13 protein-coding genes are annotated in these 15,323 nt (G+C 63.7%); 11 read left to right on the top strand and 2 right to left on the bottom strand.

Features of this window, described 5'->3' with window-relative positions:
• The first annotated feature begins 128 nt into the window (after positions 1 to 128).
• The 6 genes from AC1DYJ_RS16885 to AC1DYJ_RS16860 all read left to right on the top strand — a co-directional run bounded on the left by AC1DYJ_RS16885 (position 129) and on the right by AC1DYJ_RS16860 (position 6,856).
• Entirely contained in the window at positions 129 to 1,673 is a 1,545-nt protein-coding gene (locus AC1DYJ_RS16885; RefSeq protein ID WP_477286801.1) for a sugar ABC transporter ATP-binding protein, read from the top strand.
• Positions 1,670 to 2,698 carry an ABC transporter permease gene (locus AC1DYJ_RS16880; RefSeq protein ID WP_477286799.1) on the top strand — a complete coding sequence of 343 codons (1,029 nt, stop codon included), beginning with the start codon at positions 1,670 to 1,672 and terminating at the stop codon, positions 2,696 to 2,698. The genes AC1DYJ_RS16885 and AC1DYJ_RS16880 overlap by 4 nt, the downstream gene beginning before the upstream one ends.
• A gap of 234 nt (positions 2,699 to 2,932) precedes the next feature.
• Positions 2,933 to 3,865: a substrate-binding domain-containing protein gene (locus tag AC1DYJ_RS16875; RefSeq protein WP_112565674.1), complete on the top strand. Its 933-nt coding sequence runs from the start codon at positions 2,933 to 2,935 to the stop codon at positions 3,863 to 3,865.
• 118 nt (positions 3,866 to 3,983) lie between these two features.
• Entirely contained in the window at positions 3,984 to 4,970 is a 987-nt protein-coding gene (locus tag AC1DYJ_RS16870) for an ABC transporter permease (protein ID WP_477286796.1), read from the top strand.
• Between the two features lies 1 nt (position 4,971).
• Positions 4,972 to 5,769, top strand: a complete 798-nt coding sequence (locus AC1DYJ_RS16865) for an ATP-binding cassette domain-containing protein (protein ID WP_477286794.1) — start codon at positions 4,972 to 4,974, stop codon at positions 5,767 to 5,769.
• Between the two features lie 64 nt (positions 5,770 to 5,833).
• Positions 5,834 to 6,856, top strand: a complete 1,023-nt coding sequence (locus tag AC1DYJ_RS16860; protein ID WP_477286792.1) for a LacI family DNA-binding transcriptional regulator — start codon at positions 5,834 to 5,836, stop codon at positions 6,854 to 6,856.
• 9 nt (positions 6,857 to 6,865) lie between these two features.
• Here AC1DYJ_RS16860 and AC1DYJ_RS16855 read toward each other — a convergent pair whose 3' ends face one another.
• On the bottom strand, positions 6,866 to 7,333 hold the full coding sequence (locus tag AC1DYJ_RS16855; RefSeq protein ID WP_477286790.1) for a PqqD family peptide modification chaperone: 468 nt from the start codon (positions 7,331 to 7,333) through the stop codon (positions 6,866 to 6,868).
• Between the two features lie 85 nt (positions 7,334 to 7,418).
• Here AC1DYJ_RS16855 and AC1DYJ_RS16850 point away from each other — a divergent pair, with 85 nt between their 5' ends.
• Both AC1DYJ_RS16850 and AC1DYJ_RS16845 read left to right on the top strand, forming a co-directional pair.
• Positions 7,419 to 8,594, top strand: coding sequence for a nucleotidyltransferase family protein (locus AC1DYJ_RS16850; RefSeq protein ID WP_477286789.1), 1,176 nt, complete (start codon positions 7,419 to 7,421; stop codon positions 8,592 to 8,594).
• A gap of 5 nt (positions 8,595 to 8,599) precedes the next feature.
• Complete coding sequence (locus AC1DYJ_RS16845) at positions 8,600 to 9,484, top strand: hypothetical protein (protein ID WP_477286787.1); 885 nt, start codon at positions 8,600 to 8,602, stop codon at positions 9,482 to 9,484.
• Between the two features lie 366 nt (positions 9,485 to 9,850).
• Here AC1DYJ_RS16845 and AC1DYJ_RS16840 read toward each other — a convergent pair whose 3' ends face one another.
• Positions 9,851 to 10,432 carry a TetR/AcrR family transcriptional regulator gene (locus AC1DYJ_RS16840; protein WP_477286785.1) on the bottom strand — a complete coding sequence of 194 codons (582 nt, stop codon included), beginning with the start codon at positions 10,430 to 10,432 and terminating at the stop codon, positions 9,851 to 9,853.
• A gap of 242 nt (positions 10,433 to 10,674) precedes the next feature.
• Between AC1DYJ_RS16840 and AC1DYJ_RS16835 the strand changes: the two genes are divergently transcribed.
• From AC1DYJ_RS16835 to AC1DYJ_RS16825, 3 genes are read left to right on the top strand one after another with little or no spacing between them, the layout of a single operon-like run.
• Entirely contained in the window at positions 10,675 to 10,935 is a 261-nt protein-coding gene (locus AC1DYJ_RS16835) for a hypothetical protein (RefSeq protein WP_477286783.1), read from the top strand.
• The gene (locus tag AC1DYJ_RS16830; protein WP_477426161.1) at positions 10,929 to 14,129 is read left to right on the top strand and encodes an efflux RND transporter permease subunit; all 3,201 of its coding nucleotides are present in this window, start codon (positions 10,929 to 10,931) and stop codon (positions 14,127 to 14,129) included. The genes AC1DYJ_RS16835 and AC1DYJ_RS16830 overlap by 7 nt, the downstream gene beginning before the upstream one ends.
• Positions 14,130 to 14,143: 14 nt before the next feature.
• On the top strand, positions 14,144 to 15,298 hold the full coding sequence (locus tag AC1DYJ_RS16825) for an efflux RND transporter periplasmic adaptor subunit (RefSeq protein ID WP_477286778.1): 1,155 nt from the start codon (positions 14,144 to 14,146) through the stop codon (positions 15,296 to 15,298).
• Positions 15,299 to 15,323: the final 25 nt, after the last annotated feature.

Here is a 15,323-nt window from a genome sequence, read left to right as displayed (position 1 = left end):
CGTCTGGACGAACGGGCTGCCGGCAAACGTTGCTGTCCGGAACCGTAAGCCGTTTGTTAGCGGAATCCGGGTGACTGTTTCGCAAATTCGCTCCAAGATCGGGGCGCGGTCTGAGGGGGCCGAATCGCATGCTCGGTTCACCGATAGTGTCGGTGCGCAATCTCGCTATGCGTTATGGCGGTGTTGTCGCGCTAAGGGATATGAACCTGTCCGTCGGACCGGGGACGATTCATGCCGTGATCGGTGAAAGCGGCGCCGGCAAGTCGACGCTGGTGAAGGTGCTTGCCGGGGTGGTCAAGCCCGACAGCGGAACCATCCGCATTGGCGACCAGCTAGTCACCATCGACAGTCCCGTCATTGCCAAAAAGCACGGCATCGGCGTCGTCCATCAGGGGCTCAGCCTGTTTGCCGACCACTCGGTGCTGGCCAATCTGTTCGTCAACCGCGAACCGCTGCACAACGGTCTGATCTCCAGGCGCGAGATGGAGGCGCGCAGCCGCACCTTGTTGCGGCAGCTCGATCTCGACATCGATGTCCGCGCGCCGGTGGGCCAACTCGACATGGGCGAGCGTCAGCTTGTCGAACTCGCTCGCGAGCTTCTGCAAGGCCCGCGGCTGCTGATCCTCGACGACCCCAATTCGGCGCTTGATCGACGCGAGACCGAACACCTGTTCAGAGTGCTGCGCGAGCTCAAGGCCAAGGGCATGAGCGTGCTCTATGTCTCGCACCGGCTGGAGGACGTGTTTGCCATCGCCGACCATGTCACCGTCATGCGCAACGGCCGCGATGTGCTGTCCAAGGACCGCTTGGCGTTGAGCGAAGCCGATGTCATCGACGCCATGATCGGCCAGAAACGCGACAGCCTGTTCCCACCTGCCCTGCCGGCCAATTCCAGCACGATCAGGCCGCAGATCACGGTGGAGGGTCTGAGCGGCGGCCGGATTTCCGGCGTGAGCTTCACCGCCCGCTCCGGCGAGGTCCTCGGCTTTGCCGGGCTTGAGGGATCGGGCGTTGAAGACCTGTTCGAGATGCTGTTTGGCCTGCGCAAGGCGCAAGGCGGCGCGGTGCGGTTTCCCGATGGCCATGGCTTGCCGAAAAACCCGACCGAAGCTGCAAGGCGCGGCATCGGTCTGGTGCCAGCGGACCGCCGATGCAGCGGCCTGATGCCCGACCGGTCGCTGGCCTTCAACATCGGCAACATCGTCGCCGGCGCCCGCAACTGGGGGTCGCGCCGCTATTCGCCCAAGGCCGCGATCGCCGGCGCGGCAAGGCAGATCGAGGCGCTGCGCATCAAGGGCCTGCCGGACGCGCCGGCGAATTCGCTGCTGGCCGGCGACCAGCAGAAAATCGTCATCGCCAAATGGCTGGAGACCGCGCCGCAAGTGCTGCTCCTCGACAATCCGGCTGGCGGTATCGAGGCAGCCGCCAAGCGCAGGATCTATGTGCTGATCCGGCAGCTGGCGGCGAATGGCTGCATCGTTTTGTTGCGGTCGGCCGAGCCATCCGAACTGACCAACCTCAGCAACCGCGTCCTCGTCTTCCATCGCGGCCGGGTCGCCGGCGAACTGTTCGGCTCCGAGATGAAGAGACGGACGGTGCTGCAACTGATCGCCACCGGCGAGATGCCTGAGGTAGAACGGCCGAAAAAGAAGCTTGTGGGAAGCATGGCATGACACGATTGGATCCCATGCCGCAGCTTGCCGGCTCGGTCGCTCGCCCGAAGCGCAGCCTTCGTCTGCCGGTGGAGCTCGGTCCCTTCATCGGGCTTGTCGTCCTGGTGGCGATCATCGGTTTTGCCCGGCCGGGGTTCTTCGATCAGGCCAATGTGCTGTCGCTGCTGGAAGCCGCCGCCTATCCCGGCATGCTGGCGATCGGCATGGTGTTCGTGCTCGCCTTGCGCGAGATCGATCTTTCCGTCGGCTGGATGTTTCATCTGGCGGCCCTTCTCACCGCGTTCCTTCTGGCCGTCGGCATTAACCCGTGGCTTGCCGCCCTTGCCGGCGTGCTGCTCGGCGCCGGGCTCGGCCTCGTCAACGGCCTGTTGGTGGTGGCGCTGCGCCTGCCGGTCATCGTCGTCACGCTCGGCACTTTCGCCATGTTCCGGGGCCTGGCGGCGGTGGCCGTCAAGATGCAAGCCACCGCTCCGGCCAATCCGAGCGGCGAACTGTTTGAGATCGTTCACGGCAAACTTTTCGGCGTTGTGCCGACGGCCGTTTTCGTCTTCGCCGCAATGGCGATGGTGATGCAGCTCGTGCTCCAGCGCAGCCGCTTTGGCTACCGGGTCCAGGCTGTCGGCAGCAACCCGCAGGCAGCACTGTATGCCGGTATCCCGACAGGCACCGTAAGACTGCAGGCGCTGGTGCTGATGGGCACCGTCTCGGGGCTGGCGGGCGCGCTGTGGCTTGGCTCTCCCGTCACCGACGTCGACCAAGGCGGCGGCTTCGTGCTGATGGCGATTGCCGCCGCACTCGTCGGCGGCACCTCGCTTTCGGGCGGCCGCGGCACCGTCATCGGCGCGGTGATGGGCATGCTGATCGTCCAGGTGATCCTGAGCGGTGTGACCCTGTTCGGCATCGACGCGGCATGGAACCCCTTCGTGATCGGTGCCGTGATGGTGTTGGCCCTGGCGCTCGACCGGCTGGTCAAGCTGCTGCGCAACCTCCGCGCCGAGCGCATTCCGGAAAATCTGCACGCCTGAGTTCCCGCACCGCCTGCGCACCGGGAAATATCCTCGAACTGATGCGATCTGATGGGATCGCTGATGGCATGTTGCATCGCGCCACCATCCACTGGTGGATGGAGGCTTGCCAATGCCCGGAAAGAAGATGCTCTGTTCCGCATCCAGATCCGCGCTGGCAGGAGGATATGATCGGGGCATGGCCTGGATCATCGCCGGACGTGGAGGTCGTTTTTCAACATGGGAGGAAAGCAAATGCTGACGAGGCTACGATTACTCGTGCTTGGCTTGATTGTGGCGCTGGCCATTCCGGCCGCGGCACAAGCCAAGACGTTCTACTGGATTTCGCATGGCGGCCCGGCCGATCCGGTCTGGACCTACTTCCTGGCCGGCGCCAAGCAGTGGGCGAAGGACACAGGCAACACCGTCAACACCTCGTTCCACAATGGTGATGTCGCCTCGCAGCAGGAGGCGGTGCGCGCCGCGATCTCGGCCAAGGCCGACGGCATCGTCACCACCAGCCCGGATCCGGGCAGCCTGATCGAGATCGCCAAGGAGGCCAACACCGCGAAAATCCCGATCATCAACTTCAACACGCCCGATCCCAAGGCGAGCTTCAACGCCTATGTCGGCGGCGACAACGTCACCTTCGGCAAGCACTGGGCGCAATATCTGGTCGACAAGGGCCTGGTGAAGAAGGGCGACTTCGTCTGGATGCCGGTCGAAATCCCCGGCGCCACCTATGGCGTGCAGGAAGAGGAAGGCATCAAGAGCGTCTTCGAACCGCTGGGGATCACCTATGAGATAACCGAAGCGACGCTCGACCAGGCCGAAGCCATCAACCGCATGGTCGACTACCTCACCGCCAACAAGGCCAAGGTCAAGGCGATCATCGGCCTCGGCGATCTGGTCACCGGCTCGATCAAGCGGGTGTTCGACCAGGCCGGCATCAAGCCGGGCGAAATCCCTGTTGTCGGCTGGGGCAACTCGCTCGACACCACGCAGGAAGTGCTGACCGGATACGTCAACGCCGGCCAGTGGCAGGACCCGCAGGCGACCAGCTATGTCGCGCTGTCGCTGGCCAACATGGCAGCATCGGGCATTCCTCCGGGCTTCAACGTCATCACCGGCGCGCTCTACGAAAAGGACACCGCGCAGGTCTACGACGACATCCTGTCCGGCAAATAAGCCAGGACCCTTCAACAGTCGCGGCCGCAGCCGCGGTCGCGACTGTCTTTTTCCTTTCGCCGAGCCTTGTCGCATGACGTGCGGGGTTCAGCCTTTCCCTTCCTGTCGCGGGTTATCAGTGGAAAACCGTTCGCTCATCCAACGCCTGATCGCGAGGCCGGAATTCGGGCCCTTCGTGCTGCTCATCATCGAAATCGCGGTGTTCTGGAGCATCAACCACGATTTCCTGTCGCCGCAGAACATCTCCAACACGCTGGCCTTCACCGTCGAGCTCGGCCTGATCGCGCTGGCGATGACGCTGCTGATGACATCGGGGGAATTCGACCTGTCGGTCGGCTCGCTGTTCGGCTTCTCGCCGGTGTTGATGTGGACGCTGTTCAACAGCGGCCTGACCTCGCTGGAAGTCGGCTTCCTTGCCGCCCTGCTGGTCGCCGCTCTCATTGGGCTCGTCAATGGCTGGTTCGTCACCCAGCTCAAGATCCCATCCTTCCTGGTGACGCTGGGCATGCTGCTGGTGGTGCGCGGTACGGCACTGTTCGTCACCGACGGCTTTCCGCAGCGCACCTGGAGCGCCGAAGGCAGCTGGCTCGCCGATATTCTGGTCGGTGACTTCTTCATCGGGCCGTTCCGCATCTACGCGTCGCTATTCTGGTTCATCGCAGCAGCAATAGCCCTCGGCTATGTCCTGACGCAAAGCCGTACCGGCAACTGGATCCAGGCTGCCGGCGGCAACCCGAATGCCGCGCGTGCCCGAGGCGTCAACGTCAACGGCGTCAAGATCGGCTTGTTCATCCTGTCGTCGCTGATGGCATCGCTTGCCGGCGTCATCTCCTCGCTGCGCACATCGGCCGCCAACCCCAACAGCGGCACTGGTTACGAGCTGGAAGTCATCGCCATGGTGGTGATCGGCGGCACGGCGCTGACCGGCGGACGCGGCACCATCATCGGCACCGTGCTCGGCATCCTGATCCTGCGCGTCATGCGCAACGGCATCGTGCTGATCGGCGTGCCCGGCCTGGCCTATAACATCTTCATCGGCGCCATCATCCTCGGCATGATGGCGCTCCACTCATGGCTGGAACGCCGGCATCAGGCGGGGACTTGAGATGACGGCTGAACCGCTCATCCGCATGACCAATATCAAAAAGTCCTACGGGCGCGTGCAGGCGCTCGAGGACGCCAATTTCCATGTCAATGAAAGGGAGATCGTCGGCCTGCTCGGCGACAATGGCGCGGGGAAGTCGACGCTGATCAAGGTACTGTCGGGTGCGGTGCCACTGACCAGCGGCGACATCTTCATTCGGGGCAAGAAGGTCAATCTGCGCAGCACCAGCGACGCCATCGCGCATGGCATCGAGACAATCTACCAGGACTCCGCACTGGTGACGCAGCTGTCGATCGCGCGCAATCTGTTTCTCGGGCGCGAGCCGATCAAACCGCCGCGCTTCTTGAACCGCATGGACCAGGAGGCCATGAACGTGGTCGCCCGCGACCTGTTGAAACAGGTCGGCATCTCGAAAAACATCCCGCCGACGACGCCGATCGGCTCGCTGTCCGGCGGCGAGCGGCAGGCCGTCGCCATCGCACGCGCCATGCATTTCGACAGCGATCTCATCATCCTCGACGAGCCGACCAACAATCTCGGCGTCGCCGAGACGCAAGGCGTGCTGAGCTTCGTGCGCAGCGCCCGCGATTCCGGGCATTCGTGCATCTTCATCGCCCACAACATCCATCACGTCTTCCAGGTGGTCGACCGGATCGTCGTCATGCGCCGCGGCAAGGTGGTGGCCGATGACATCGACCCGAAGAAGACAAACGTCGCCGAGGTCGAACGCATCATCACCGGGATGTCGGACAAGGAAATCCGCGACGCCATCGTCGAAGGCAAGCCATCGCACGGCTGAGCGGCCGTCGGCCTTGCGGAGAACCGGTTCCCACTTTTCGGGATCATGCTCTATGACTACAGCCATGAAAGCCACCGTTGCTGACATAGCCAGGAGCTGCGGCCTGTCGACGGCGACCGTCGACAGGGTGCTGAACAACCGGGCCGGCGCCAGCGCCGCGAACCGGCAGCGGGTGATGGAAGCGGCCAAGCAGCTTGGCTATTTGCCGGTGGTCGACCAGGTGACGCTGCCGTCGCGGCCGGCGCATCTGGAATTCTTCCTGCCGATCGGCGCCAACGGCTTCATGGTCGATCTGGCCGGGCATATCGAGGACTATGCGGCGCGCCTGCCGCTGGTCGCCTCGTGCCGCATCCACAATCTGGGCGGCATCTCGCCGGCGGCGCTGCAGGCGGCGGTCGAAAACCTGTCGCTGAAGGCCAATGGCGTCGGTGTCATCGCCGTCGACCATCCGCGAACGCGCAACATTTTACGCGACGTGGTCGAGGCCGGCATCCGACTCGTCACACTGGTCTCCGACGTCCCGGCAGCCCCGCGCTCGGCCTATGTCGGCATCGACAACCGGGTCGCCGGGCGCACGGCGGCGCTGCTGATGGGGCGCTTCCTCAACGGCCATAGGGGCCATCTGGCGATGGTCGTCGGCTCGCGCTCCTATCGCGGGCATGAGGAGCGTGAAATGGGCTTCCGCTCGGTGCTGTCGGAAGAGTTCCCCAACCTCACGGTCTCAAGCGCCGTCGAGATCAATGACGAGCCGGAGGGCAGCTATACCGCCACGATGCAGGCGCTGCACAACGAGCCGGACCTGCTCGGCATCTACTGCGTCGGCGCCGGACGCTCAGGCGTGGCCAGAGCGCTGCTCGAAACCAGGCCGAAGAAGAAGCCCGTCTTCATCTGCCACGACCTGACGAAGGAAACGCGCGGCTATCTTGTCGACGATCTTGCCGATGTCGTCATCGACCAGAATGCGCGGCTGATCGCCGAGCAATCGGTGATCCGCCTGCTCGGCTCGATCGCGTCATCTGCGCCCTACCTGACCAAGAAGTTCATCGAGCCGCGGCTGATCTTCAAGGAGAACGTGCCGGTACAGTGAAGACTTGATCTACAGGCAGACGGGCCCATTGGGACTGGCCTGGCAGGTCAGCGAACAGCAGGCACCGGGATCCTGGAAATCGCATGGAGCGCCGGTCGGAGCGCAGGATGCCGCGTGCGCCATCGACGGCAGCACGATAGTCGTCACGGCAGGAATGGCTGCCGCTGTGCCCAGTCCGATCGCCCGCAACGCGCCGCGCCGGCTCGTCCGGTTGTCCGCGAAGGTCGGCGCGGTGACAGGCTGATCCAACAGATTGGAGTTGCTCAGCCGCTCAAGCGCCTCCCATACAGCGCTTTCTTCAGCCGCAATCGCCGCGGCAATGGCCGAAACCGAAGTCTCTCCGTCGCAACGTTCCCAGACGTCGGCGGCCAAAGAATTCAGGCAGCTTGCCTGAAGAGTTTTGCGGTCATAGACAAGCGTTTCGTCGGCCAGCTTGCGAACGACGATATCCTGCGTACGGCTCTTTGGCAGTTGCATGGATGTTCCCCCTGTATAAAGTGGAACTAATAGAACCTGCATTGCATGGAAAGGCAAGCGGGCGCCCCTCCAAGAACCGGCTTCGATGATCGTTTCGCAGAAGAACTCCAGCCCTCGCCTCCATGACGGCGCTTTGCTGGCAACGGTTCTTGCAGGCGTGTGGCGTGAAGAGCCGCCTTTGCCGGCCATTTCCGGCGAACAATTGTCGCGATTGGTGCCGTTGCTGGTCGGTTCGGGCACGGCGGGTTTCGCGTGGCGCAGCATATCGCGCGATGCGGATCTGAAAGCAGCCAAAGGCGCGTCCGAACTGCGCAATACCCACCACCATTTCGCCATCCAGGCGTCGGTCAAGGGCGAATCGCTCGACGCGCTGGCCAGGGAGTTTTCGGCCGCGGGGCTTGAACCTCTGGTCTTCAAGGGCTGGGCCATCGCCCGGTATTACGCCGCACCGCATTTGCGGCCGTTCGGCGACCTGGATCTGTGCGCGCCGCCCGGCCGTCATGCCGAAGCGGCCGCGTTGCTGGGCAAGCACGTTTCCGGCACCTTGCACCACGACAGCCAGGGCCTTGTGCACCTGCCCAACAATTTTCAGATCGAGATGTCGCCCGGTCTCACTGCAACGGTCGACCTGCATGCGGACCTCAAGAAATATCGTTGCCCTTCGCTTGAGGCACTTTTCGAGCGTTCAGTCCCGGTCAGGCTTTCGGGCGGCACGGTGCGTGTGCCGGCGCTGGAGGATCATTTGCGCCTGGCCATCCTGCATTTTCTGCGGCATGGCGGCTGGCGGCCGCTGTGGCTCACCGACATAGCGGCGATGCTGGAGAGCGCGGCCGGCGATTTCGACTGGGATCTGTGCCTGGGCGAGGAGCCGCATGTGAGGCGGTGGATCGCCTGCATCCTGCAGCTTGCAAGCGATCTGCTTGGCGCCCGTATCGAGCATGTCCCGGCCTCATGCCGCGTTGATGATATGCCGCGCTGGATCGCGAAGACCGTACTCAACGAGTGGCGGGCGCCATTCGCCGCGCGACAGGCGGTGCGGCCGCTCGGCGAAGCGATTGCCGATCCGAGGCTTTTTCCTGGCGAGCTTGTTCAGCGCTGGCCGAACGCGATCCGGGCGACCGCCGACCGCGACGGCCCGTTCGACGCGTCGACGCGCCTGCCCTATCAACTGGCAAGTTTCACAGCGTCGGCCTGGGGGCGCGTTGCGCGAACCTTTGCCGGCGGCACCGCAGCCAGACTGGTGGAAGATGACAAGGTGTAACGTTCATGTCTGATGTCTCGACCTTGCCGCGGCTCGCCAGCCAGGCGCTGACGCCATGCTGGGACAATCTCAACAAATTGACCTGGGTCGACGGCTTCGCCTTCACCAGCTACGGCGTCACGCTCGGCGTGCGCGTCAGCGATCCGGCGTTGATACCCGCGTTGCGCGGCCGCCTGCCACGCGACGCCGAGCCATCCGATGCCGAGGTCGTCGAGCGCTATTTCTCGGTGATCCTGGGAGGAAAAACACCGGGATCGCGTACCCGCGCCTTCAACATGCTCTATCTCGACCATTCGCAGGCCGCCCGCTCGCATGAGCTTGGCGATGTGCTCGATGCTTTCGAATCGTGGAGCCGGCTGTCGGTCGCCGAGTTCGCGCCGAAGCGCATCTTCGTGCATGCCGGCGTCGTTGGTTGGAAAGGCCGCGCGATCCTCATCCCCGGCAAGACCCAAAGCGGCAAATCGAGCCTGGTCGCCGCGCTGGTCAAGGCTGGCGCCAGCTACTATTCCGACGAGTTCGCTGTCCTGGACGAGGCCGGACGCGTCCATCCGTTCGACAAGCCGCTGTCGATGCGCGCCAGCCCGACGGCTCGCCAGCACGACGTCGCGGTCGAGGATATCGGCGGACGCGCCGGCGTGGAGCCGCTGCCCGTCGGCCTTGTCGTGATGAGCCAGCACAAGGCCGGCGCCAGATGGAGGCCGCAGACATTGTCGCCGGGCCTTGGAGTGCTGGAGCTGCTGGCCAACACCATATCGGCCCGGCGCGCCGCGGAGCGTGCACTGGTGACGCTGGAAGGGGTCGTCTCACATGCGCCCGTCATCAAGTCCGAGCGGGGTGAGGCAAAGATTGCAGCCGCACGGATTTTGCAGAGGATGGAAGCTGGAACCTAAGGGCCAGGAAAGCCTTGGCGTAGAGCTCGTTTCATCTCGGTGTTTGAGCATGAGCTACCCCGATTTGTAGGACAAGTCGGGGTAGCTGCCGCAAATCTGCACAGCAGCTATGCATCTTTTATGGTTGCCGACTCATTAAGCAACTCGTACGTATTGGTGGTCGGCCATCTACTCCTCCCAGATGCGATGCCGGCCTTGAGTGCGGTACACCTCCTCCCGTGCCGTATTCGAAATCAAGCCCGCTGCCACCTCCTCCCGGCAGCGGGCTTTTTCTTTTCCAGGCGAATTTGAAGCTGATAGGCAGGGCTTGGCAAACAGCCGCAGCCCCCGCCGGGTGACGAGGGATTCCAGCTCGGAAGCGATCGCTCAGCGCGCCCTGAAAGAGCTGATCAGGCCTTCGGCCATGCGCACAAACTGGGTGCTGGGGCCTTGGCAGCCCATGGTCTGCACGCTGACGCGCGCACCTTCGAACAGCAGCGACAGCGTATCGGCGAGAAGCTCGGCTTGACCTATGCCGGCATCGCGGCACAGCGTAACGAGGCGATCGCGCTGGGCGCTCTTGAGCTCCTTGATCACGCTCCTCGCCGGATGGTTCGGCTCGGTCAGTTCGACGGCGGCGTTGGCCATGTCACAGCCGCGACCGTCGGCGGCGAGCATGTCGGCGACCTTGCGGACCCAGGCATGCAATTGCGCCAGCTTGTCGCCGGGGTGCTCCGCCTCGAACTCATCCCATATTGCGGCGCCCTTGGCCGCCGAAGCGCGCAGGCACTGGATGATGAGTTCGTCCTTGGACTCGAAATGACGGTATAGCGTCATCTTGTTGGTGCCGGCGGCTTCCGTGATGGCGTCGACGCCGACGCCCTTGATGCCATGCTTGTGAAACATGTCCTGCGCCGTCTCCAGGATGCGATCCCGGGGACGCACGCGATCCGTAATGCCGTCTGCCATCGCAGTCTCCTTGTCTCCCTAAATTTTCGGTCCACCTCTTGACTAGGGTGTTACCGGTCTGTAACTATCCGAATGTTACTTACTGGTAACACCTATGTAGCCTTCCGTCAATAACAAGGCCGTGAACTGGTCCTGCCAGATCACAAAGGACGAAAATTGCGGTTCATGCGGCTCCGGCCGGTGAAGAGATGAAAACCGGTTCGCGATCATCCGATGCGATCCGCAGGAATGGAGACGCTTCAATGTCGCAGCGCAAGGATTTGACCATCGATGAAGCCATCCGGGATCCGATGATCCGGCTGGTGATGAAGGCGGATCGCGTCAACCCGCGCGCCTTCGAAGCGATGCTGAGGACCGTGGCCGATGAGCAAGGCCTCAGCGGCGTGGCGCCGTCTTCCTATTTTTTGCAGGACCCGGGTTCGGCGCGCAGCAGGCGGCTGTCCCGGTCTGCCCATTCTTTTAAAGAGGCCCATTCGTTTAAAGAGGCATGCGTGTCGTGGTAAATTTTTTCATCCATCGTCCGATCTTCGCCTCGGCGATCGCCATCATCATGGTGCTCGCCGGGACGATTTGTTATTTCCTTTTGCCGGTCTCGCAGTTTCCCGACATCACGCCGCCCCAGGTGGTGGTCAGCGCGCACTATCCGGGCGCCAGCGCGCAGGTGGTCGCCGATACGGTGACGACGCCGCTGGAGCAGCAGATCAACGGCGTCGAAGGCATGACCTACATGTCGTCGTCGAGCTCCAATGACGGCTCCTCGACCATCACCATCACCTTCGATGTCGGTTATCCTCTCAGCACCGCCGCCGTCGACGTCCAGAACCGCGTCAGCCAAGCCGCCTCGTCGCTGCCGGCGATCGTCAACCAGGGCGGCGTGACGATCAAGAAGCAGAACCCGAATTTCGTTCTCATCGTCAACCTGACCTCGCCCGACAGTTCGGTCGACCCGGTGGCGCTGTCGAACCTTGCCTATCTGCAGATCGTCGATCCGTTGAAGCGCCTGCAAGGCGTCGGCGACGTGCAGATCTTCKGCGAACGGCGCTATTCGATGCGCGTCTGGCTCGACCCGGACAAGCTCGCCAATCTCGGCATCACCGCCGTCGACGTCCAGAACGCAATCTCGGAACAGAACGTCCAGGTGGCGGCCGGCAAGATCGGCCAGTCGCCGGCGCCCGCCGGCACCGCCTTCGAAATGCAAGTCAACGCCGTCGGCCGCTTGAGCGACCCGAAGGAGTTCGGCGATATCGTCGTGCGCGCCAACACCGACACCGGCTCGCTGGTGCGGCTGCGTGACGTCGCCCGCATCGAACTCGGCGCGCTGCAATATTCGTCGTCGGCCTTCTTCGGCAAGGACCCGACCGTGGTGCTCGCCGTCTACCAGATGCCGGGTTCCAACGCGCTCGATCTGCAGCAGCGCGTCAAGGACAAGATGCAGGAGCTGTCGGCGCGTTTCCCCAAGGGCGTCTCCTATGCCATGCACTACGACACGACGCGCTTCGTGTCGGCGTCGATGCATGACGTGCTGATCACGCTCGGCGAAGCGCTGGTGCTGGTCGTGGCCGTGGTGTTCATCTTCCTGCAGAGCTGGCGCACCACGATCATCCCGACCATCGCCATTCCGGTTTCGCTGGTGGCGACAATGGTGGTCATGGAGATGATGGGCTTCTCGCTCAACATGCTCTCGCTGCTCGGCATGGTGCTGGCCATCGGCCTCGTCGTCGACGACGCCATCGTGGTGGTGGAAAATGTCGAGCGACAATTGGAGGCCGGGCTGAAACCGCTGGCGGCGACCAAGGCCGCCATGGCTGAAGTCACCGGGCCGATCATCGCCACGACGGCGGTGCTGATGGCCGTGTTCGTGCCAGTCGCCTTCATTCCCGGCGTCTCCGGCAAACTCTACAACCAGTTCGCGCTGACGGTGGCGATTTCGGTCGGCATCTCGGCCTTCAACTCGCTGACGCTCAGCCCGGCGCTGAGTGCCGCGTTCCTCCGCCATCGCGGCGAGACGCAGTTCGCGCCGTTCCGCTGGTTCAACACCGGCTTCGACAGGCTGTCGCATGCCTATGCCCATGGCGTGCGCATCCTGATTAGGCTGCGCTGGATCATGCTCGGCCTGTTTGCGGCCGGACTGGTGGCCACCTACTTCGTCTGGCAGAAGCTGCCCTCGACCTTCCTTCCCGTCGAGGACCAGGGCTACTTCTTCGTCGTCATCCAGCTGCCTGACGGCGCTTCGCTGGAGCGCACCGACGCGGTGGCGCAAAAGGCGCGCGACATCTTGCAGGCGACGCCCGGCGTCGACATCGTCGGCTCGATCAGCGGCCTGAACTTCCTGACCAGTGCGGCGCAGTCGAACTCGGCGGTCGAGTTCGCCATCCTCAAGCCTTGGGAGGAACGCGGTCCCGACCAGAGCGCCTCCAAACTCGTCAACGATGTGCGCGGCAAGCTGATGCAGATTCCGGAAGCCTTCGCGCTGTCCTTCGATCCGCCTTCGATCCCGGGTATCGGCACCACGGGCGGCTTTGAATTCGTCGTCGAGGATCTCACCGGGCGCGGCAGCGTGGCTCTCAACGATGCGACGCAAGCCGTCATCGCCGAGGCGCGCAAGCAGCCGGAAATCAATCCGCAGCAGTTGTTCTCGCCGTTCTCGACCTCGACGCCGCAGTTCAACTACGACCTCGACCGCAGCAAGGCCAAACTGCTCGGCCTCAACCTGCCCGATGTCTTCAACACGCTGCAGATCTATCTCGGCTCGCTCTACGTCAACGACTTCAACCTGTTCGGCCGCACCTTCCGGGTGACCATCCAGGCTGACAAGGATGCACGTGCGGGTGCCGCCGACATTTCGCGGCTCTATGTACGCAATGCGTCCGGCGGCATGGTGCCGCTGTCTACGCTGGGCAAGCTGGTGCCGTTCGTCGGCCCCGAAACCGTGCCGCACTACAACAACAACGCCTCGGCCACGATCAATGGCGGCGCTGCCCCCGGCTTCTCGTCGGGCCAGGCGGTCGCCGCGATGGAGCGGGCCGCTGCCACCGCTCTGCCCAGGGATTTCGGTTTCGAATGGACCGGCATCACCTTCCAGGAGCTCAAGGCAGGATCGATCGCGTCGGTCGTCTTCGGCCTCGCCATCGTCTTCGTCTTCCTGATCCTGGCGATGCAGTATGAGAGCTGGGCGATGCCGTTCATGGTGCTGCTGGCGGTGCCACTGGCCCTGTTCGGCGCCTTCGCAGCCCTCTTCCTGCGCGGCATGCAGATCGACGTCTACTCGCAGATCGGCTTCGTCATGTTGATTGGCCTCGCCGCCAAGAACGCGATCCTGATCGTCGAGTTCGCAAGGCGGCGGCGCGAGGAAGGCCTGAGCATCGTCGACGCGGCGATGGAAGCCGCACGGCTCAGGCTGCGGCCGATCCTGATGACGGCCTTCGCCTTTATCCTCGGCGTGCTGCCGCTGATGTTTGCGACGGGTGCAGGTGCGGCAAGCCGGCAGTCGATCGGCACCACCGTCTTCGGCGGCATGGTCGCCGCGACCATCCTGTCGCTGGTGTTCGTGCCGGTCTTTTACGCGGTGATCGAACAGCTGCGCGAAGGCCGCGAGCGCAGCGAACCCGCCGCCCATGACCAGGACCACAGTGACCAGGACAACAATGAACCGACTGCCGACCCAGCGCTCGTGCGACTGGCCGAAGCAGCCGAATAGAATTGGAGACCAAAATGCGTAAATGGAAAATTGCTTTAGGAACGGCCGTCGCCCTTGGGGCGATCTCGGTGGCAAGCGTTCACTTCCTCGACATGGGCAATCTCAGCCTCAATGCCGGCACGGCGGCAGCGACGCCGGCGCCAGCGGCATTCGTGATGCCGGTGCCGGTGGCGAGCGTGGTCAAGAAGACGATCCCGATCTATCTCGACTATGCCGCCCGCATCGAGGCGATCCGCAGCGTCACCCTGCAGGCTCGCGTGCCGGGTTATCTCGAGCAGCAGACGGCTGAGGACGGCGCAGATGTGCGCCAGGGCGACCTGCTCTACAAGATCTCGCCTGACGACTTCCAGGCGGCTCTCGACCAGGCCAAGGCCGAGGTACAGCGCGACCAGGCGAGCCTGGACTATGCGCGCTCCAATCTCGGCCGCGGCGCCGACCTCGCCAAGAGCGGGTATCTGGCCAAGGACGGGTTCGACCAGCGCACCAGCACCTTGCGCCAGGCCGAGGCGTCGCTGGCCGTCAACCAGGCGGCGGTTCGCACGGCCGAGCTCAATCTGGGCTATGCCGAAATCCACGCTCCGTTCGCCGGCCGTGTTGGCCGCAACCAGGCTTCGGTCGGCACGCTGGTCAGCGTCGCCGGCACGGTGCTGAACACGCTGGTGCAGCTCGACCCGATCTACGTCACCTTCAATCCGAGCGAGACGGACCTTGCCGAAATCGAGCAAGCCCGCGCGGCCGGCCCGATCGAGGTCGAGGTGCTGCTGCCCGGCGAGACCGAAGCCAGCCAGAAGGGCGAACTCACCTTCATCGACAACACGGTCGACCACTCGACCGGCACCATCACGGCGCGCGCCACCATCGGCAATGCGAAGTTCTCGCTGCTGCCGGGCCAGTATGTCCGCGTGCGGCTGCACATCAAGCAGCTGCCCGACGCGCTGATGGTGCCGCAGGTGGCGCTGGGTTCGAGCCAGCTCGGCAAATATGTCTATGTCGTGGGCAAGGGCAACACGGTCGACCAGCGCATCGTCACGCTTGGCGCCAACAGCGGCGATCTGGTGGCCGTGCTGAGCGGCGTTGCCGAAGGCGACCAGGTGATAACGGGCAATCTGCAGAAGATCGGACCTGGAATGCCGATCTCGCCCTTGCCCCAGGAAAAACCGGCCAGCTGATAACCCCCATCAGCCCCGGTTTCTG

It is taken from the genome of Mesorhizobium sp. P2_B11 (assembly GCF_056404855.1).
Note: the sequence above shows the minus strand (reverse complement) of the source record. Positions and strands in the feature narration are given on the sequence as shown.

Excerpts from the sequence above, each read along its gene's own strand:
- AC1DYJ_RS16885 (WP_477286801.1), top strand. The coding sequence starts at position 129 with ATGCTCGGTTCACCGATAGTGTCGGTGCGCAATCTCGCTATGCGTTAT.
- AC1DYJ_RS16880 (WP_477286799.1), top strand. The coding sequence starts at position 1,670 with ATGACACGATTGGATCCCATGCCGCAGCTTGCCGGCTCGGTCGCTCGC.
- AC1DYJ_RS16875 (WP_112565674.1), top strand. The coding sequence starts at position 2,933 with ATGCTGACGAGGCTACGATTACTCGTGCTTGGCTTGATTGTGGCGCTG.
- AC1DYJ_RS16865 (WP_477286794.1), top strand. The coding sequence starts at position 4,972 with ATGACGGCTGAACCGCTCATCCGCATGACCAATATCAAAAAGTCCTAC.
- AC1DYJ_RS16860 (WP_477286792.1), top strand. The coding sequence starts at position 5,834 with ATGAAAGCCACCGTTGCTGACATAGCCAGGAGCTGCGGCCTGTCGACG.
- AC1DYJ_RS16855 (WP_477286790.1), bottom strand. The coding sequence starts at position 7,333 with ATGCAACTGCCAAAGAGCCGTACGCAGGATATCGTCGTTCGCAAGCTG.
- AC1DYJ_RS16850 (WP_477286789.1), top strand. The coding sequence starts at position 7,419 with ATGATCGTTTCGCAGAAGAACTCCAGCCCTCGCCTCCATGACGGCGCT.
- AC1DYJ_RS16845 (WP_477286787.1), top strand. The coding sequence starts at position 8,600 with ATGTCTGATGTCTCGACCTTGCCGCGGCTCGCCAGCCAGGCGCTGACG.
- AC1DYJ_RS16840 (WP_477286785.1), bottom strand. The coding sequence starts at position 10,432 with ATGGCAGACGGCATTACGGATCGCGTGCGTCCCCGGGATCGCATCCTG.
- AC1DYJ_RS16835 (WP_477286783.1), top strand. The coding sequence starts at position 10,675 with ATGTCGCAGCGCAAGGATTTGACCATCGATGAAGCCATCCGGGATCCG.
- AC1DYJ_RS16825 (WP_477286778.1), top strand. The coding sequence starts at position 14,144 with ATGCGTAAATGGAAAATTGCTTTAGGAACGGCCGTCGCCCTTGGGGCG.